The following is an 18,788-nucleotide window of genomic DNA, read 5'->3' as shown; positions in this document are numbered from 1 at the left end:
TTGCCGGGTGATACCGCCAGCACGGGCCACAAGGCTGACCGGCTGATCCTGCATATTGGACACCAGAAGACTGGCACAACCACCTTGCAGGCGGCCCTTGTCGCGGGACGGATGCAGCTTGCGCAGCAGGGAATAGCGCAGCCTGAGACGGTGCAGACTACTGGCAATGCGATCATGCTGGGGCACCACCTTTTTGGGCTGGCACCTTTCGCGATCAATCGGCAAGGGTGGCTGAATATCTCGGATCAAGATGCGTTGGATTTGGCAGCACAACAGTGGCGTGACTTAGAGGCACAAGTTGAAGCCATACGCGCGCGGCAAATCGTGATCAGTTCAGAGCATTTCTTTCAGGCCTTTGATGCCGCGACGTTTGCCCGCGCGTCCCAGATTTTGCACAGTCTCGCGCAGGCTGTCGTCGTGGTTATCTACGTCCGTGCCCCTGTTTCGGCCATGCTCTCAAATCTGCAAGAGTCAGTAAAAACGCCGCTAAATCGTGTGCAGCGTCGTGACCGAGATGCGCTGCAGACCATCATTACCGCGTGGGCAGGGGCGTTCCCCGGCGCGGTGCAGATACATGCCTTTGACAAGCAGACTTTGGTCAATCGCGATATCAAGGCCGACTTTTTTGGGCGCTATTTGCCGGAGGCTGATCTGCCTACGTTGCCGGATGGCGACCTGAACACTTCCATGTCGGCAGAGGCGATGGCGATTTTACATGACATCAAAGCGGGCCGGTTGGACCGGCGTTTCGACGTGGTTTCTTTCTATGAACGGGTGCGTCGGGATGATAACCGTGTGGTTGCGCCGACCCATCCTGCATGGCAGGACGGCGTGGCGCAATCCATTAACAACTGGTGCGCGCCTGATCTGATTTGGCTGCGTGATACACATTGCATCACTTTTCCCGGCATCGACTATGACGCGCTCAATCCGGGGTCATATGACCCGGACCACATCCTGCCTGCACGGGTCGAAGATGTCTGCCTCGTCGATCCCGCCCGCAAGGCGCGGTTGTGGAGACGAGTACGTCTCAGAGAGGCCTTACCGACGCCGCTGCGGCGTTGGGCTGCGAAATGGTAGCGGGGACCCATCTCTGGTTCGCCTGCACGAACGGGTTGGCATAAACGAAAAGCCCGGTCGCATTGACCGGGCTTTTCCTTTTTTGCTGCTAGGCCGCTGCTTTCGCCAGGTTCCGCAGCACATAGTGCAATACGCCCCCGTTTTCGATGTATTCGATCTCAACGGCTGTATCGATGCGGCATTTCACGGTGATCTCTTTCACGCTGCCATCGCCCATCGTGATCTTGGCGGTCATCTCTTGCAGCGGTTTGACGGCATCCAGACCTTCGATTGTCACCGTTTCTTCGCCGGTCAGACCCAGCGATTTGCGGGTGTCACCGCCGGTGAATTCAAACGGAACCACGCCCATGCCAACAAGGTTGGAGCGGTGGATACGCTCAAAGCTTTCTGCAATCACGGCCTTGACGCCCAGAAGCGCTGTACCTTTGGCCGCCCAGTCGCGCGAAGAGCCCGCGCCGTACTGCTCACCTGCAAAGATCACCAGTGGCGTGCCAGCCTCTTCATAGGCCATGGCCGCGTCAAAGATGGATGTCTGTGCGCCATCGGGGCCTTTGGTATAGCCACCTTCGACGCCGTCCAGCATCTCGTTCTTGATCCGGATGTTGGCGAATGTGCCGCGCATCATGACTTCGTGGTTGCCGCGACGCGATCCGTAAGAGTTGAATTCGCGTACGGGCACCTGACGGTCCAGCAGGTATTGGCCTGCGGGGGTGGTGTCCTTGAACGAACCGGCAGGCGAGATGTGGTCGGTCGTGACCATATCGCCCAGCACGGCCAGAACCTTGGCATTTTCCACGTTTTTGATCGTTCCTGCGTCCTTGGACATGCCTTTGAAGTAGGGCGGGTTCTGGACGTAGGTCGATGACGCGGGCCAGTCGTAGGTTTCGCTATCTGTGGTTTCGACCGCTTGCCATTTTTCGTCGCCTTTGAAGACGTCGGCGTATTTCTTCTGGAACGCCTCACGTGTCACGGTGCGCTCGACCAGTTCGTTGATCTCGGCAGAGGTGGGCCAGATGTCTTTCAGGTAGACGTCATTGCCGTCTTTGTCCTGCCCCAGCGGGTCGTTGATCATATCGACGTTCATGTCACCGGCCAGCGCATAGGCCACGACAAGCGGCGGTGAGGCGAGATAGTTGGCACGCACATCAGGCGAAATCCGACCTTCAAAATTGCGGTTGCCCGACAGAACGGACGTGGCAATCAGGTCGCCTTCGGCGATGGCTTCGGACAGTTCCTGCTGGATCGGGCCAGAGTTGCCGATGCAGGTGGTGCAGCCGTAACCCACAAGGTTGAAGCCAATGGCGTCGAGGTCCTCTTGCAGGCCTGCGGCCTCAAGATACTCGGAGACAACCTGCGATCCGGGGGCCAGTGACGTTTTCACCCATGGTTTGCTGTTCAGGCCCAACGCACGCGCTTTGCGCGCCACCAGACCTGCGCCAATCATCACATAGGGGTTCGATGTGTTGGTGCAGGACGTGATCGAAGCGATCACAACAGAGCCGTCACGCAGGCTGTAATCGGCACCTTTGACGGCTTGTGATTTGCGTGGATCCATCGGTTCGGTCGGGGCAGGGCCCTCGGATGCCATTTCGTCAGCGGCCTTGCTGCTGTCGATACCGCGATATTCGTTCACCACATCCATGAAGGCCGATGAGGCCTGGGTCAGCGGTGTGTAATCCTGCGGGCGCTTGGGGCCGGAGATTGCGGGCACAATTGTGCCCATATCAAGGTGCAGCGTGTCGGTGTAGACGGGTGCATAGTTTTCGTCGCGCCAGAAGCCGTTTTCCTTGGCGTAGGCTTCGACCAGCGCGATACGGTCTTCGTAGCGGCCTGTGTTGCGCAGGTAGCGCAGGGTTTCACCGTCAATCGGGAAGAAGCCGCAGGTCGCGCCATATTCCGGTGCCATGTTGGCAATGGTGGCACGGTCGGCCAGCGGCAACACATCAAGACCCGCGCCGTAAAATTCCACGAATTTGCCAACAACGCCCAACTCACGCAGCATTTCGACGACTTTCAGCACAAGGTCGGTGCCTGTGGTGCCTTCGACCATTTCACCTGTCAGCTCGAAACCGACAACTTCGGGGATCAGCATGGAGACAGGCTGGCCCAGCATAGCGGCCTCGGCCTCGATCCCGCCAACACCCCAGCCCAATACGGCCAGACCGTTGACCATCGTTGTGTGGCTGTCGGTGCCGACGAGCGTGTCGGGATAGGCCACTTCTTCGCCGTTCTGGTCTTTGTCGGTCCAGACGGTTTGCGCCAGATATTCAAGGTTCACTTGGTGACAGATACCGGTGCCCGGTGGCACGACGCGGAAGTTGTTGAACGCCCCTTGGCCCCACTTGAGGAACTGGTAACGCTCCATGTTGCGTTCATATTCGCGGTCCACATTCATCTGGAACGCGCGCGGATTGCCGAATTCGTCAATCATGACCGAGTGGTCGATGACCAGATCAACAGGGTTCAGCGGGTTGATTTGCTGGGCGTCGCCCCCAAGCGCCACAATCCCGTCGCGCATCGCGGCAAGATCAACCACCGCAGGCACGCCTGTGAAATCCTGCATCAGCACGCGGGCAGGGCGGTAGGCGATTTCGCGGGGGTTCTTGCCGCCGTTATCTGCCCAAGCCGAGAACGCCTTGATATCATCGACAGAGACAGAAAAACCGCCGTCTTCAAAGCGCAGCAGGTTTTCCAGCACGACCTTCAGGGCTGCGGGCAGTTTGGAAAAATCCCCCAGACCTGCGGCTTCAGCGGCAGGGATCGAATAGTAAGCGACCGACTGGTCACCGACTTTGAGGGTTTTGCGTGTCTTGGCGGTATCTTTGCCGACTGTGATCGTCATGGCGTTCCCTTTCGTGGCGTATGCTTATGCAAGGCTGCTTCTCGCGGTGATGCACCATGCAGATTCGTCATGCAATGCGGCGCATTTGCGCGTTGTATACTGTTGCACACAATAAAGATCAACGCCGATTGACGCTGAAACATTGTTAACATTGCAATCGCAATTCATTGATTGGCCATTTCAGTTTAATCTGATTACACCCGACACAGAAGAGCAATTAGCCGGGGTCCCTTATGCGTTATTTTCTTGCTGCTATGTCAGTCTTTGGCTTCTTGCACGCAACACAGGTTGCGGCCCAGGACGGCCCGGTGGTGGTTGAGCTTTATACCTCGCAGGGGTGCTCTTCTTGTCCTCCAGCAGATGAGATGCTGCGCGATCTGGCCAAGCGGGATGATGTGATCGCTTTGGCCCTTCATGTTGATTACTGGGATTACATCGGCTGGAAGGATATCTTTGCAAGCCCTGCTTTCACGGCGCGCCAGCACGCCTATGCGCGCGCGGCAAATGCGACCTCGGTCTATACCCCGCAGATGATTATCAACGGTGTTGAACAGGTGGTCGGTTCGCGCCCGATGCAGGTGATGGATGCGCTTTTGGTGCAGAAAGAGGCGGGGAACCTCTTTGATGTGACACTGACCCGCCGTGACGGTGCCGTGCTGATCACCGCCGAACCGGGGCAAGGCGGGAACTATGCTGTCCAGCTTGTCCGCTATTTGCCAGAGAAAACCGTGGATATCAGACGCGGGGAAAATGCCGGACGTAACCTGACCTACGCCAATATCGTCACATCCTGGGATGTCATCGCTGAATGGGACGGGCGGTCGCCACTGGCGCTTGAGGCAGATGCGGAAGGGGATAACCCCATTGTTGTGATTTTGCAGCAATCGACAGATGGTCCGATCGTCGGCGCTGCTGTACTGCGCTAGACACTGCGCTTGCGGTTCTTCCATCGCCTGTGCACCCAAAACCACTGCGCAGGATTGCGGGCTATCTGCGCCTCAAGACGCGCATTCATGGCCAAGAGCATGTTTTCAGGCGTGTCAGGCGCGATCGGTGCCTCGACCTCAACCTCAAATGAAAGCCCGTCGGCCTGTCTGATCCCGAAATAGGGGATCATGACGGCATCGAGTTTCAACGCAATCTCGGCCGCAGAGACTGAGGTACGTGCAGGGTGGCCCAGAAAGGGCAAGTCGGGCCCCGGTGCCGCAACATCAAAAAGCAGCGTGCCCAAGCCGCCACCGCGCAGATGCCGCACGAAGCCCATGGTGCCGCGTCGGCCTTGGGCAAAGACGGGGCCACCCCAAGAGGTCATCGTCTTGGCGTAATGATCGTTGAAATAGGCGTTCTGCATCGGGCGGTAGAGGCCACCAATGGTATGGCCCATCGCGGTCAGTACCTGACGTGGGGCTTCGTGATTGCCGAAGTGACCAGTGACAAAGATGACAGGGCGTTTGGCTTTCACAGCATCGGAAAGGACATCCAATCCGTCCCCTTGCGGTTTGATATTGTGAAGTCTCTTGCCGAATTCCTGCCACGAGTAATTCTCGATGACGGTGCGTCCGAAGTTGTCACAGCACTGTTCCGCAATCTGCCGCCGCTTGATGACGCCCATGTCGGGATAGACCAGCGCCAGGTTTTGTTCGGCCCGTTTGCGATATCCGGCCAGCGGTCCGATTGCGCGGCGCAGCGCGCTGCCCATCATACGCACGCGGGTGTCATATGGCAGGCGCATGAGCGTGCCGATAAGGCCGCGCAGGGCGCGGTCAGCCAGCCAATCGGCTTTGTTTCCGGTAGGGAATGGTTCAGTCGTCACGCGGCATCCGGTGATTTGGCAAGCCCCGTGCCGATCATGCTGTCACGGGTGACAAGTTTCGCAAGGTCATCTGCCTGCCATCCGTCGGTGTCTGACGGACGTTGCGGGATGATAACATAGCGCATGTCGGCCGTGCTGTCGTGGACACGGACGGTGGTGGTGTCGGGCAATGTGACGCCGAACTCGGCCAGTACTTTGCGTGGTTCTTTGACGGTCCGGGACCGATAGGCGCGGGATTTGTACCAATCGGGGGGCAGGCCCAACAGATTGCGCGGATAGCATGAACATAGGGTGCAGACGACGATATTGTGGATCTGCTCCGTATTTTCGAGTGCGATCAGTCGCATCGGGCCGATGTCAAAGCCCATGTCGCGGGTGGCCGCACTGGCGTCATCCAGCAAGGCTGTGCGGAAATCGGGATCGGTCCAGGCGCGTGCGACAACCGCCGCGCCATGGGCAGGGCTGCGCGCGTCCATGGCCTCAATCTGGGCGTTGATGGCCGCAGCCGTGGTCACACCTTTTTCAATCAGCAGTTCGCGCACGGCGATTTCCATCTGCTGCCAATAGGTCAGCGGGTGGTCATCATCAGGCTGGTAGGGGTGACCCGAGGGTGACAGATGGTCATGGTGATCATGGGGCATGGGGTGCCTCTGCGGGTTCAAGCCAATGGCTGTAGATTTCGGCGTCGATCGTATCGGTAGGGTGTTCGGATGCGGCCCCCCACACCTCGGCCATGGAAAAGCGGACCCTCAGCAAGGGCAGGGCTTGCGCGTTCAGCCCATACGCCAGTTGTTCGGGGTTGGGAAAGGGGCCGAGTGTGCGTTCGACCCAGCCGACTTTGCCCCGCAGATAGGATGGTGTGCGCACATGTCCGGGCGGCATGTCTGCGCGCACCCGCATGTATTGGCGGTTATCACTCACTTGCAGCCTCGCCGTAGGTGGTGCCGCGGGCGGCGACCGCTGTCATGCGCTGGGCAAGTTCGGCGGTTGTATAGACGCCAGCCTCGATCAGGTTCTGGTTCACCGCGGCAATCCAGCGTTCGTAATAGGTCATCGTCTCGAACGCCTCTTCGCCCATGTCTTCAAGCACGCGCCGCAGACCATCGACGGTAAAATGTCCTTGGCTCGAGGCAATGATCATCAGCGCATCCACACGCTTTTCCCACAGCGAAAAATCATGCTGATCTTTCGGTACGTCGCCAGCCGCGCCGCCGCCCATGTCGTGCCAGCGTTGGCCAGCGAAAGAAGGTTTTTCAGTCATGCCGCCAGCTTAGGCGATTTTCGGGGCGACGTTAATCACAATTGTTGTGTTCAGTCCTCTTCCGCGTCGTCCGTTGCGTCTGGATCAATCAGGGTGATGACGCCTGCATCGGCCATTTCGCGGATGACGGTGGTAATGGCGGCCATGGCTTTTTCGGCATCGTCTTTTTTGACGCGCCCGCGTTCCTGGGCATCTTCGCGCAACTGGGCCGCCATGCGTTGTGAGAGGCTTTTGAGGATGAATTCCGCTGAATTCATAAGGGCCTCTTCGCCGGCGAGTGCGGCTGCGATGGCGGTGGTCAGTGTATCGCCATCGACATTGCGGATCGCGTTGGGAATGTCGGTCGGTTTGACGCGCGGCGCGATGTCCTTGAAGGTGAAGATCGCCTTGCGCACATTGCTGGCGAAATCCGGGTCCGTGCCTTCCAGCCCCTCCAGCACGTCTTCGCGGGTATCGGTGACGGTCGAATTCAAGATGGCACCCAAACGCTGCACCGGTGCCTTTTCGAAGGCCTGATCGGCCGGCTGGCCATAGTCCGCAGCCAAGGCGGCCCCGATACGGCGCACCGCGTCAGGCGAGATCCCTTCGGTCAGGGACATCGCATAGGTGATCCTGCGCGCCCTTTCACCGGGGGTTTTTGTCAGCACCTCGGCGGCCTTGACTACGGGCAGTTTAGACAGGGCGACCGCACAGATTTCGATGCTTTCGGACTGCATGATCTTCACGAGCCGTTCAACGCTGAGGTCAACGACAACGTGCCAATGATCACCATTGCGCACGCTGTCCAGCTGCTTGCGCAGCTTGCCGGCCAGAACGGGACTCAGGTGATCGGCAAGTGCCGCGATTGCCCCGTCGCGGGTGCCGGGGGCTGTCAGGCCCACCGCCTCAAGCTCGGCTGTGAATTCTTCTGCGACGGCGGAAACGGTGGCTTTGTCGACACGCCGCAGGGCGCCCAATTCGTCAGTCAGCAACAGTTGCAGCGGTTCAGGTAACCGCCCCAACGAAAGTGTGTTGCCGTCTTCCAGCAGCATATGCACGACCATCGCCGCCTTGCGACGACGTGTGAGGGTCATATCGGGGATGGGCGGCGCGCTGAAATCCATAGGGTCACATAACCGGGTGACCGTAAAATTTCCGTTAGTTCAAAAAGGCTAAGACCGGGGATGCGTCACCATAATCGACATTTTTTTCAGCTGCTCGACGGTCTTTGAATCCAGACGGGCGGTGTCTGCGGTATTGTCATGGATTTTGGTAACAAGCGCCTGAATTGTTGCGATTTCTTCATCCGTGAATTCGCGTTCACCGTTGGCAAAGCCGCAAATTGTGCGGCTGTCATCCGATGCGATGGATACCACGACGCCATATGCCAGGCCATGTTCAGCAGCTTTGACCATCACACCTGCCGGATCTTCAAGGGCAGACCAGCGCGTCGCGCCGTCCTGTTCAAACGCCCAGGCCACCATCGGGTCGGACATCACCAGACCATTTCTGGAATAGTAATCGAGCCAGTCTTTGGGGTAGGTTTGGAACATAAACTTGGGGGTGGTGTACTCAATATGGATGCCAAGCGCATAGCCAGCCGGTGAAAGGGCATTGAGTTGGCCAAGCGTTTCGCTAATCTCAAATTGCGTAGAGGCCATCGATTGTACTCGCTTTCCGGTTGCCAAAATTAACGTTATGACCATAAAGTCTGTTCGAACCGCGGTATGACCATATTAGGTTGAAGAGCGCCGCTGCAACAAGAGCTTTGTTTCGAAAGCTCGTTAGGGAATTTGAATGTCGACACTGTTAGACCCAGATGAGATTGGGCAGCTAGCCCCCTCTGGCTACTATGTGGCGCTACGCATTGGATTTGCCTTCCCCATGGAAGAGGTGAACGCTTTCCCCAAAGGATGGATCAACCACTACACAAAACAGCGGTATATGCTCTTTGATCCGGTCGTAAAGTGGGCCTATGCAAATACAGGCGCCATCAGGTGGGCGGAACTTGCGGAAGATGATCCAAAGCGAATCATCACTCAGGCACATAGCTTTGGCATGCGTTACGGCGTCACTGTTTCGGTGTTCGACAGCGATGCAGATGATCAACGGTCCTTTGCATCATTTACGCGATCTGACCGGGATTATACCAATCTCGAAGTCAAGCTTCTGCTTGCCTATCTGACACGCCGCCACACCGAGACCGCACCACCGACGAACCTGACCAAGGCAGAGCTTGAAGCGCTGGGGATGGTCAAGGATGGTAAGCGCTTGAAAGAAATCGCGTTCGAGTTGAGTGTGAGCGAGGGTGCGGTCAAGCAACGTCTGAAAAATGCCAAGCTGAAATTGGGCGCGAAAACCGGCACCCAAGCCGCGGCTTTGGCAAATCAGTTCGGCCTAATCTAAATAGATTAAGCCACTTCTTTTATCCATTCCTTACAATTAGAGCTAAATTGTAGGTTGCTATGTTAGCATCGTACTTGGCGACGGTGGGGGCCGTCGATCCAACCATTACAACCAGAGGGAATACTATGGAGAAGATTACATTCAACCTGACAGAGCTCCACAAGCATGGACCTGCTTTCTTCGAATTTCTTGCACTTCGCAAGCAATTCTTCGTGGATCAATTGGGGTGGGACATTCCGCACGACGATGATGTGGAAATGGATCAGTACGACAACCCCAAGGCGTACTACTCGCTTGTTTTGAAAGACGGAAAGGTCGTTGGGGGCATGCGGGCGATGGCGACGACGGCACAGTGGGGGGCGCATACATATATGCTGCGTGATGCGGTGGACGGGAAACTGATTGGCATCCCCGCCGATATCATTCCGCATGCCGAAGTCACGCCGAATGTATGGGAAGCAACCCGCGTTGTGATCTCAGACGCGCTCACTACCCATGCTGAGCGGTCAGAGTGTCTTGCGTTGGTGCTTGATGGTGTGGTCGAGCAAGCGACGGCACAAGGTGCTACCGAAATTGTGGCGCTGTGTCCGCCCGTTTTTGCGCGCACGCTGCGTCAGTTGGGATACCCTGCAAAGATTATTGGTGAGCCTTACACGAACCTGCACGACGATCGCCGCTATGTGGCAATGGCGATGCCTGCGGTGCGCCGCAAAACGGCCAAGTCAGCGCAAGTAGCACCAGTTCCGCGGTCCTCGACACATCGTTTGCCGGCGCAAGCGCTTCACGCGCCTTCAAAGCTGTAGCTGAATGACTGAGTGACCTGATCGCGTTGCGTGTTTGCGATCAGGTCATCTGACGTGTGTTGCTAAGCGCCGAAGACGCGCGCAAAAATCGTATCCACGTGTTTCATGTGGTACCCGAGATCGAATTTCTCTTCGATCTCTTCGGCAGAGAGTGCCGCCAGCACATCGGCGTCACCCAAGAGTTCCGTCTTGAAATCTGCACCCTGTTCCCACACGCGCATGGCGTTGCGCTGGACCAGTTTATAAGCGTCTTCACGGCTGACACCGGCCTGTGTCAGGGCGAGAAGCACACGTTGCGACATGACCAAGCCACGGAATTTATTCATGTTGGCCAGCATGTTATCTGGATAGATCACCAGCTTTTCGATCACACCCGCCAGACGGTTCAGGGCGAAATCCAAGGTGATTGTCGTATCCGGAGCAATCGCACGTTCCACGGATGAGTGGCTGATGTCGCGCTCGTGCCAGAGGGCCACGTTTTCCATTGCGGGTACCACCGACATGCGCACCAGACGCGCCAGACCGGTCAGGTTCTCGGTCAGCACAGGGTTGCGCTTGTGCGGCATCGCGGACGAGCCTTTCTGCCCTGCCGAGAAGAATTCTTCGGCTTCCAACACCTCAGTCCGCTGCATGTGACGGACCTCAATCGCAATGTTTTCGATGCTGGATGCAATCACGCCAAGGGTCGCAAAGAACATCGCGTGGCGGTCACGCGGGATCACCTGGGTGCTGATCGGTTCGGGTTTCAGGCCCAGTTTTTCGCAAACGTGTTCTTCGACGGCGGGGTCGATATTGGCGAAGGTACCGACAGCGCCGGAAATCGCACCGGTTGCGATTTCTTCGCGGGCGTTCACAAGGCGGGCGCGGCCACGGTCCATTTCGGCGTAGAAACGTGCGAAGGTCAGACCCATCGTCGTGGGTTCGGCATGAATGCCGTGGCTGCGACCGATGCGGACGGTGTCTTTATGCTCATAGGCGCGGGTTTTCAGGGCGGCGAGGACGCGGTCCATATCGGCGATCAACAGATCGGCTGCGCGCACCAGTTGCACGTTCAGCGTCGTGTCGAGCACGTCGGACGATGTCATGCCCTGATGGACGAAGCGCGCGTCATCCGATCCGATATGTTCGGCCAGATGCGTGAGGAACGCGATGACATCGTGCTTTGTGACCGCTTCGATCTCATCAATGCGTGCGACATCGAATTCCACGTCTTTGGCTTTCCATACCGCTTCGGCGTTTTCCTTGGGGATCACGCCAAGGGCCGCTTGCGCGTCGCAGGCATGCGCTTCGATCTCGTACCAGATGCGGAATTTGGTTGCTGGCTCCCAAATGGCAGTCATTTCGGGGCGGGAATAGCGAGGGATCATGGGCATGCACCTTTATCAAGGGGGTGGGCAGGGGATTTCCCCTGCGTCATAAGGGGCCGGGCCTGAACCCTCAAGGGAGAGAATACATGTTCGCGCAATCCGATTTTGCAGGTGCTTGGCGCATGACGCGGCATATTGATGACAGGTTTGCCAAGCAGCGGGGCGTTTTCGTTGGTCAGGCGATCCTGAAACGCCATGGGGAGACGGTGTTGCATTACCATGAGGCAGGACAGCTACGGTTAGATCAGGGACCTGCGATGCGCGCAGAACGCAACTATATCTGGGAGTTTGCCAAAGGACATGTTGATGTGTCTTTTGCCGATGGCCGCCCGTTTCATCGGTTTGTGCCAGAGGGCCATGTCGCGGGCTCTGATCATCCTTGTGGAGAGGATTATTATACAGTGCGTTATGACTTTACCAATTGGCCCGAATGGCAAGCCGTTTGGTCCGTGACAGGGCCGCGCAAGGACTACACATCTTACACCACATACATAAGAATTTCTGACACATAGGCCATCTCTCTTGCGCTGCGACGCGGCATCGGCGATAAAACTGTAACGAAATAAACAATAGGGGAGAGCGGCACATGGCCCTCGCACTCAACGATAAAGTTCTGACCGAGGCGTTCGGCCCGTCGACAGGCACCGCGCTGCGCATCAAACAGGCCACAATGGTGGTTCTGGGGATCGCGTTTCTGGCGATCATGGCGAAAGTGAAAGTGCCAATGTGGCCGGTCCCGATCACCATGGGCACATTTGCGGTGCTGACCATCGGTGCCACCTACGGCCCGCGTTTGGGTCTGGCGACAATCATGGGCTACATGATCATTGGTGCGCTTGGATTTGACGTCTTTGCAGGCTCGACTGCTGAAAATGCTGGCCTGACCTATATGATGGGCGGCACAGGCGGCTATCTGGTGGGCTATGTCGTGGCGACGCTGGCACTCGGCTTTGCAGCGCGTGCCGGTTGGGACCGCTCGGTTCTGATGATGGGCGTTGCATTGCTGATCGCCAATGCGCTGATCTACCTGCCCGGTGTGGCGTGGCTGAGCGTTCTCTATGGAAACGGCCTTGCGTGGTCGGTCGAAGTGGGGATGACACCCTTCCTGATCGGTGATGCGCTCAAGCTGGGCCTTGCAGCGCTGCTTGTTCCCGGCCTGTGGAAGCTGATCGGCGACGCGCGCTCATAAGCTTCGCTTTCAATTCTTGAAAAAGGCGCAAGCATCACGCTTGCGCCTTTTTCATGCAAGATGGGTGGTGATGGTCGATGACCGCTCAAGCGTGCGATGCACAGGGCACTTGTCCGCGATCTCAAGCAGCTTGATGCGTTGTTCTTCACTCAGATCGCCTTCGAGCCGGATGGTGCGCTCAAAGTGATCGACCTTGCGATCCGCTGGATCAGCCGCATCGGCGGCGTGTTCCTTGGCATGGCTGATATCGACGCTGACACCCGTCAAGGGCCAACCTTTGCGCCGCGCATACATGCGGATCGTCATCGACGTGCAGGCGCCCAGACCAGCAGAGACAAGGCCATAGGGCGAAAGCCCTTTGTTGCTGCCACCGTGTTTTGCAGGCTCATCTGCCAGCAGATGGTGTGGACCGGACTGGATATCCTGCAAGAAGCCGTTTGCGTCCGCCTCGGACACCCGCAAAATGCCTTCCGGTGCGGCGTCCTGCGGTGCGGGTTCTGGCAGGTGCAGATAGTGTTTGGCCCACACGGCAATCACATCGGCGGCGTATTCGGCGTCGGCGGCCTGTGTGATCAGGTGGTCGGCACTGTCGAGCGTGACAAAGCTCTTGGGATGTTTGGCTGCCATGAAGATATCGGATGCGTTTGCGATTCCGACGGTGGCATCGCGGGGGGCGTGCAGCACCAGAAGGGCAGCACCCAGATTGCCAATCGCGGCCTTCAGATTTGCCTTGCTGATATCTTCGACAAAGCCTTTGCTGATGCGGAAAGGACGGCCGCCAAGGTCAACCTCGGCCACGCCCTGATCTTCGATTTTGGGGATCGCATGGACGAAATGATGGGTGACATGGCCGGGATCAAAGGGGGCGCCGATTGTGACGACGGCCTTGATACCGGTCAGCATCGGGGCGGCTTTCAGGGCGGCAGCACCACCCAGCGAATGGCCGATCAGCAAGGAGGGCGGCATGTCCCGCGCGGTGAGCGCCTTGTCGGCGGCGATAAGGTCATCGACGTTCGAGGTGAAACTGGTATTTTCAAACTCACCCTCGGAATGCCCAAGACCGGTAAAATCAAACCGCAAGACGGCGATTCCCATGGACGACAGACGTGCCGCGATCCGGCGGGCGGCGGTGATGTCCTTGGAGCAGGTAAAGCAATGCGCAAAAAGGGCTGTGGCAAGATGCGGCCCGTTTGGCAGATCAAGGCGTGCGGCAAGCGTGTCGCCACCATGCCCGGTGAAGGTGAGCTTTTCGGTTGGCATATTGCGGGTCCTCCTCTGTCTGTATCCGTGATGGCAAGGTGGCGCGCGGATGGCAATCGGCAGACCTGTGTATCGCAGCAAGGTGAGAGATGTTACCGCGACGGACCTTTGGGAGGGGGACAGTGCCTAAGGCATCGTGCGCATCTGCGTGCCGCCCGGCGAAAACATGTCCGACAAAAGCTCTGGGTTGTTGATGAGGAGCAGCACCAGAATGATCATACCGAAGGTAAACTTCCCCATGCCCATGCGGCTGATCATCTGCGTCAGCCGGTGGGCTGGCGTGGCGCGTTTGGTAATCGGGCGTTGATGGTTGCGCCGGACTTTGGGGATAGCTGTTGGCACAGTCTTGGCGGCCCGTGGCTTGGTCTGTGCGAAAATGCTGGCCTGTTGCTCTGCTTTCCGGCGTGCTGACCCGCGATAGGCGGTTGAGGGGCCTTTGTAGCGCACGTCAATGGGGTGATATTTGGTCATGTGAATTGATGCTTTGAAATGAGTCGCAATCTGAGGCCAGTCTATACTGCAATCATTTGGCGTTGCGCGCAAAATCTTGGGCTTGATCACAAGCCGCTGTCGAGCGCCCCTTCAGCCACCAATGCATCGTATTTGTCGCGATCAAACCACCAGAAATCGACGTTGCGGAAAAAATCATAAGGGGCTGGGGTCTCTGGAATGCCGAAAATGTCCCAGACCGCCACACGGTGCGATCCAAGGTTCCAGCCGCCGACCCAGATGTGTTTGGACCGCAGGACACGGTCAAGTGCACGCACAGCGGTGGTGAGCTCTTCGCGGGTGCTGGCGACAACGACCTTTTCGATCAGCGCGTCCACCACAGGATCGGCAAGGCCTGTCAGGTTGTTGCTGCCTTCTGCGTCAGCTGCGGCGGACCCGTAAAAGGCGCGCAACTCTGCGCCGGGTGTCGTGGCAACGGACCACGCAGTCGAGGACAGGTCGAAATCAAACGCCTGCCTGCGCTGTGTCCAAGAGCTTGGATCGATGACCTCAAAATCGACATCAATACCAAGCGCCTTGAGGTTCTCGGTATAGGGGATCATCACCCGTTCGAGACTGCGGCTGCTGTCGGGGAATTCAAGGTGCAGAACCTCTCCGGCCGCGTTGCGGCGCATGCCGTCATCGCCAACGGTCCAGCCCGCGGCCTCAAGAAGCGCGCCCGCCCTGCGCAGATCACCACGGTCGCGCGGGCGATCACCGCCGGGATTGGGCACATGGGCAGGTTCGGTAAAGATTTCAGGGGGGAGCTGGTCGCGGAATTCCTCTAGCAGGGCCAGTTCCGCGCCTTCGGGAATGCCTATTGCCTGCATATCGGTGTTTTCAAAGAAACTGTCGTTGCGGGTATAGGTGCCGTAGAAAATCGTCTCATTCGTCCATTCGAAATTGAACGCATATTCAAGGGCTTGGCGTACGCGGATGTCTTGCAGAACAGGATTGCGCATGTTGAACCAGATGCCTTGGGCATTGGCGGGGCGGCCATCGGGGATCAAGAGTTGCTGGACCCAGCCGCGTTGTGCTGCAGGAAAATCATAACCTGTCGCCCAAGAGGCCGAGCGGTATTCGACACGCATATGGTATTCACCGGCGGCGAAGGCCTCGAGCCCGACGGTATCATCGACGAAGTATTCGTAAGTGAAGCAGTCGAAGTTGTTGCGGCCCACGTTGACGGGAAGGTCCGCCCCCCAGTAATCGGGGTCTTTGCAAAAGGTAATGGTGCGCGGGGCATCCACGGTTGTGACCTCGTAAGGGCCCGATCCGAGCGGGATATCCATCCAGCTTTCGGCAAAATCTACTGTGTCATAGAAATGTGCAGGCAGCACGGGCAGTTCCGCGACACTGCCCAAAAGGCCGCTTCCCGCACCGGGGGCCAGATCAAAGCGGACACGGGTCGCGCTTTCGGCGGTCACGGCGGTCACATCGGACAAGAGGTTGCGATAGTAGGGGTGCCCTTCGGTTTGCAGCGCGTTGATGGTGAACACGACATCGGCGGCGGTGACGGGGGTGCCGTCATGAAAACGGGCCTCGGGGCGCATGTTAAAGGCGACATAGGAAAAATCATCGGGGTATTCGATGGTTTCCGCAATCAGCCCGTAAAGCGCATCGGGTTCGTCGTTCGCGCGTACCATCAGGCTGTCATAGATATGGACGCCGACCTCGGGGGCGCTGTCGCCCTTGATGATGAAGGTATTCAGGCTGTCAAACGTCGGGGTGCCGAAAAGCTGCCGCTGGCTCATGGTGCCGCCTTGGGGGGCGTCTGGATTGGCATAGTCGAAATGGGTGAATTCGGGGCCGTATTTCAGATCACCGAAGGTCGAAAAGCCGTGGCTGATGGTGACATCGGCGAATGCGGGTGTCGTGAGCGCGATCAGCGTGAGCGTGGCGGGGAAATTCTTCATCATATGCCTCCGGTGTGAACCGATCACAGAGTGACCTGATGCGGTGTTGTGTCAAGGCATTGAAGGCGGGTGGATTGTCACAGTCCTGTGGGCAAGCCAGCCCTGCGCCACAAAAAAGGCCGCGGCAAACACCGCGGCCCCTTTCATTCATGTCACACTTGTTAGTGCGTGAACTTCTTGATCTCGCCTGATTTTAGGCGGGCGCTGTAAGAGTTCAGCTCTTTGCGGACCACTTTCATCAGGAAGTAGAGGCAGAAGATGTTGACCACCGCCATGGCAAAGATCGCGGCATCCGAGAAGTCGATCACGGGGCCAAGGCTTGCGGCTGCGCCGATCACGATGAAGATGCAGAAGATGATCTTGAAGACCAGCTCTGTGGTTTTGCCTTCGCCGAAGAGGTAGGTCCAGGCTTTCAAACCATAGTAGGACCACGAGATCATGGTCGAGAAGGCGAACAGGATCACGGCCAGAGCCAGAACATAGGGGAACCAGCTGATGGCAGAGCCGAAGGCGGCGGATGTCAGTGCAACACCGCTGTTGCCATCAATCGTCGCAATCGCTGTGCCAGCTTCGTTCAGCATGTAGTTGCCTGTCGCCTGATCAATGATCAGCTGCTGCGAAATGATGATGACCAAGGCGGTCATTGTACAAATCACGACCGTATCGATCAGTGGCTCAAGCAAGGAGACGAACCCTTCGGTGATTGGCTCTTTGGTTTTCACCGCAGAGTGGGCAATCGCCGCAGAACCCACGCCTGCTTCGTTCGAAAACGCCGCGCGCTTGAAACCTTGGATCAGCGCGCCAACGAAACCGCCAGCAACACCAAGGCCGGTAAAGGCACCCGCAAAGATCTGTCCAAAGGCCCATCCGATCATGTCATAATTGACGATCAGCACAACAATTGCCGCGCCGACGTAAAGGATACCCATGAAGGGAACGATCTTTTCTGTCACCTTTGCGATGGACCTGATCCCGCCAACGATGACTGCAAAAACCACAGCCGCAAAGACCAGACCGGTAATCCAACCGGGGAAGTCACCTGTGATCTGCGTGATCTGCGCATGGGCCTGATTGGCCTGGAACATGTTGCCGCCACCCAAAGCGCCAAGGATACAGAAGACCGAGAAAAGCACAGCGAGGATTTTACCACCTGGCAGGCCCAGTTCGTCAAAACCCTTGGAGATGTAATACATCGGACCACCTGACACGGTGCCATCAGGGTATTCGTTGCGGTATTTCACGCCCAGCGTACATTCGGTGAACTTGGACGCCATGCCCAGCAGACCCGCAAGGATCATCCAGAATGTCGCCCCCGGACCACCGATGCCGACGGCCACGGCAACACCGGCGATGTTCCCAAGTCCGACAGTCCCGGACAGCGCGGTTGCGAGTGCCTGAAAGTGGCTGACTTCACCCGCATCGTTGGGGTCGGAGTAGTCGCCCTTTACCAGCGCGATGGCGTGGCCGAAGAACCGGAATTGCACGGCGGCAAAGTAGATTGTGAAAACCGTGGCACCAATCACCAACCACATGACGATCCAGGGAAAGTTTGTTCCGGGGATCGACATGAAGATGAAGTTAACGAACCAACCCGTGGCGTTCGCAAACGCCTCGTTCACGCGCGCATCAAGAGAAACGGCTGCGTCTTGTGCCTGTGCGGGAACCGCAACAGCCAATGCGGCAATCAGTGCCACTATAAAAGCTTTGAAATTTTTCATCTGGATTGTTCCTTATGCGACGACGGTGACAGGAACGCGGGCGTTCATCACGAGGCTTGCGGTTGAACTGCCAAAGATGCGCGATGTCAGGCCGCCATCGCTCGAACGGGCGACGACAATCTGTGAAGCACCTTCGGAATGCGCGATACTGTCGATCGTATCGGCCACATCGCCGTGGCGCACAATCGCGCGGGCATTCAGCCCCGCAGCTTTGAGATCGGCCACAGCCGGATCGACGACCCGCTCGCGCGCGATCGAGATTTCCTCTTCGCGCCGCCTGTGACGTTCGGCATTTTCCGCAGCAGTTTGAAAGGAAAACGGTGACCATTCGATCACATAGACGACGATCAATTCACAATCGTCGGCCTTCTCCGCCAGACTTTTGGCAAAGGCGAGGGCTTTCTCCCCCGAGCTTCGCCCGTCCAATCCAATTACGAGTTTCATCATTTTGTCCCTGTTTTATTTATCTTTTGACGAGGCTTCTTGATGCAATTCACCATCAGAGGCGAATATGCCTGTCGGCCCAAGGAAAGCGTAACGAACGGGGGCACGTCGGTCTATGGTTGTATGCTCTGCTTTGCCGAACGCTGCAGCCGTCTGATGCGGATCGCCCCATGCTGATCGTTTTTTGGGCGCCACGCAGCGGGCAAAAGCCAGCTATGCGT

Annotated in this window: 19 protein-coding genes; 6 read left to right on the top strand and 13 right to left on the bottom strand. The window is 57.6% G+C overall.

Annotation, left to right across the window (positions count from 1 at the left end):
- Nucleotides 1–1,080, top strand: a complete 1,080-nt coding sequence (locus B0B09_RS05350; protein ID WP_076658656.1) for a hypothetical protein — start codon at nt 1–3, stop codon at nt 1,078–1,080.
- Between the two features lie 88 nt (nt 1,081–1,168).
- Here B0B09_RS05350 and acnA read toward each other — a convergent pair whose 3' ends face one another.
- A complete protein-coding gene (gene acnA / locus B0B09_RS05345; RefSeq protein WP_076658655.1) occupies nt 1,169–3,922 on the bottom strand; it encodes an aconitate hydratase AcnA in 2,754 nt (917 codons plus the stop codon).
- 233 nt (nt 3,923–4,155) lie between these two features.
- Here acnA and B0B09_RS05340 point away from each other — a divergent pair, with 233 nt between their 5' ends.
- Entirely contained in the window at nt 4,156–4,848 is a 693-nt protein-coding gene (locus tag B0B09_RS05340; protein WP_076658654.1) for a DUF1223 domain-containing protein, read from the top strand.
- Here the strand turns inward: B0B09_RS05340 and B0B09_RS05335 are convergent.
- The 6 genes from B0B09_RS05335 to B0B09_RS05310 all read right to left on the bottom strand — a co-directional run bounded on the left by B0B09_RS05335 (nt 4,845) and on the right by B0B09_RS05310 (nt 8,636).
- The gene (locus B0B09_RS05335) at nt 4,845–5,735 is read right to left on the bottom strand and encodes a lysophospholipid acyltransferase family protein (RefSeq protein WP_076658653.1); all 891 of its coding nucleotides are present in this window, start codon (nt 5,733–5,735) and stop codon (nt 4,845–4,847) included. The two genes, B0B09_RS05340 and B0B09_RS05335, sit on opposite strands and share 4 nt — an antisense overlap.
- Nucleotides 5,732–6,376, bottom strand: coding sequence for a nitrile hydratase subunit alpha (gene nthA / locus B0B09_RS05330; RefSeq protein WP_076658652.1), 645 nt, complete (start codon nt 6,374–6,376; stop codon nt 5,732–5,734). The genes B0B09_RS05335 and nthA overlap by 4 nt, the downstream gene beginning before the upstream one ends.
- A complete protein-coding gene (locus tag B0B09_RS18160) occupies nt 6,366–6,635 on the bottom strand; it encodes an SH3-like domain-containing protein (RefSeq protein ID WP_076658651.1) in 270 nt (89 codons plus the stop codon). Before B0B09_RS18160 ends, nthA begins: the two co-directional genes overlap by 11 nt.
- 13 nt (nt 6,636–6,648) lie before the next feature.
- Complete coding sequence (locus tag B0B09_RS18155; protein WP_076658650.1) at nt 6,649–6,996, bottom strand: SH3-like domain-containing protein; 348 nt, start codon at nt 6,994–6,996, stop codon at nt 6,649–6,651.
- Nucleotides 6,997–7,046: 50 nt separating this feature from the next.
- Nucleotides 7,047–8,069 carry a FliG C-terminal domain-containing protein gene (locus B0B09_RS05315; RefSeq protein WP_242654344.1) on the bottom strand — a complete coding sequence of 341 codons (1,023 nt, stop codon included), beginning with the start codon at nt 8,067–8,069 and terminating at the stop codon, nt 7,047–7,049.
- A gap of 78 nt (nt 8,070–8,147) precedes the next feature.
- On the bottom strand, nt 8,148–8,636 hold the full coding sequence (locus tag B0B09_RS05310; RefSeq protein WP_084190729.1) for an autoinducer binding domain-containing protein: 489 nt from the start codon (nt 8,634–8,636) through the stop codon (nt 8,148–8,150).
- Nucleotides 8,637–8,772: 136 nt separating this feature from the next.
- Here B0B09_RS05310 and B0B09_RS05305 point away from each other — a divergent pair, with 136 nt between their 5' ends.
- Both B0B09_RS05305 and B0B09_RS05300 read left to right on the top strand, forming a co-directional pair.
- Nucleotides 8,773–9,381, top strand: a complete 609-nt coding sequence (locus B0B09_RS05305; protein ID WP_055293065.1) for an autoinducer binding domain-containing protein — start codon at nt 8,773–8,775, stop codon at nt 9,379–9,381.
- 125 nt (nt 9,382–9,506) lie between these two features.
- A complete protein-coding gene (locus tag B0B09_RS05300) occupies nt 9,507–10,184 on the top strand; it encodes an acyl-homoserine-lactone synthase (protein WP_076658648.1) in 678 nt (225 codons plus the stop codon).
- Nucleotides 10,185–10,246: 62 nt separating this feature from the next.
- On the opposite strand, the gene purB is transcribed toward B0B09_RS05300, so the two are convergent.
- Nucleotides 10,247–11,551 carry an adenylosuccinate lyase gene (gene purB / locus B0B09_RS05295; protein ID WP_076658647.1) on the bottom strand — a complete coding sequence of 435 codons (1,305 nt, stop codon included), beginning with the start codon at nt 11,549–11,551 and terminating at the stop codon, nt 10,247–10,249.
- Between the two features lie 86 nt (nt 11,552–11,637).
- On the opposite strand from purB, the gene B0B09_RS05290 reads away from it, so the two are divergent.
- Nucleotides 11,638–12,063 carry a DUF6314 family protein gene (locus B0B09_RS05290; protein WP_076658646.1) on the top strand — a complete coding sequence of 142 codons (426 nt, stop codon included), beginning with the start codon at nt 11,638–11,640 and terminating at the stop codon, nt 12,061–12,063.
- Nucleotides 12,064–12,137: 74 nt separating this feature from the next.
- Nucleotides 12,138–12,740: a biotin transporter BioY gene (locus B0B09_RS05285; RefSeq protein ID WP_076658645.1), complete on the top strand. Its 603-nt coding sequence runs from the start codon at nt 12,138–12,140 to the stop codon at nt 12,738–12,740.
- 51 nt (nt 12,741–12,791) lie between these two features.
- Here B0B09_RS05285 and B0B09_RS05280 read toward each other — a convergent pair whose 3' ends face one another.
- The 5 genes from B0B09_RS05280 to B0B09_RS05260 all read right to left on the bottom strand — a co-directional run bounded on the left by B0B09_RS05280 (nt 12,792) and on the right by B0B09_RS05260 (nt 18,567).
- Nucleotides 12,792–14,000: a bifunctional alpha/beta hydrolase/OsmC family protein gene (locus B0B09_RS05280; RefSeq protein ID WP_076658644.1), complete on the bottom strand. Its 1,209-nt coding sequence runs from the start codon at nt 13,998–14,000 to the stop codon at nt 12,792–12,794.
- A 126-nt stretch (nt 14,001–14,126) separates the two neighbouring features.
- A complete protein-coding gene (locus B0B09_RS05275; protein ID WP_076658643.1) occupies nt 14,127–14,471 on the bottom strand; it encodes a hypothetical protein in 345 nt (114 codons plus the stop codon).
- 86 nt (nt 14,472–14,557) lie between these two features.
- On the bottom strand, nt 14,558–16,405 hold the full coding sequence (locus B0B09_RS05270) for an extracellular solute-binding protein (protein WP_207552132.1): 1,848 nt from the start codon (nt 16,403–16,405) through the stop codon (nt 14,558–14,560).
- Nucleotides 16,406–16,566: 161 nt separating this feature from the next.
- Nucleotides 16,567–18,123 carry an alanine/glycine:cation symporter family protein gene (locus B0B09_RS05265; protein WP_076658641.1) on the bottom strand — a complete coding sequence of 519 codons (1,557 nt, stop codon included), beginning with the start codon at nt 18,121–18,123 and terminating at the stop codon, nt 16,567–16,569.
- 12 nt (nt 18,124–18,135) lie between these two features.
- On the bottom strand, nt 18,136–18,567 hold the full coding sequence (locus tag B0B09_RS05260) for a universal stress protein (protein ID WP_076659804.1): 432 nt from the start codon (nt 18,565–18,567) through the stop codon (nt 18,136–18,138).
- Nucleotides 18,568–18,788 lie beyond the last annotated feature (221 nt).

The organism is Yoonia rosea (assembly GCF_900156505.1).
In the GTDB taxonomy this organism is placed as follows: domain Bacteria; phylum Pseudomonadota; class Alphaproteobacteria; order Rhodobacterales; family Rhodobacteraceae; genus Yoonia; species Yoonia rosea.
Note: the sequence above shows the minus strand (reverse complement) of the source record. Positions and strands in the feature narration are given on the sequence as shown.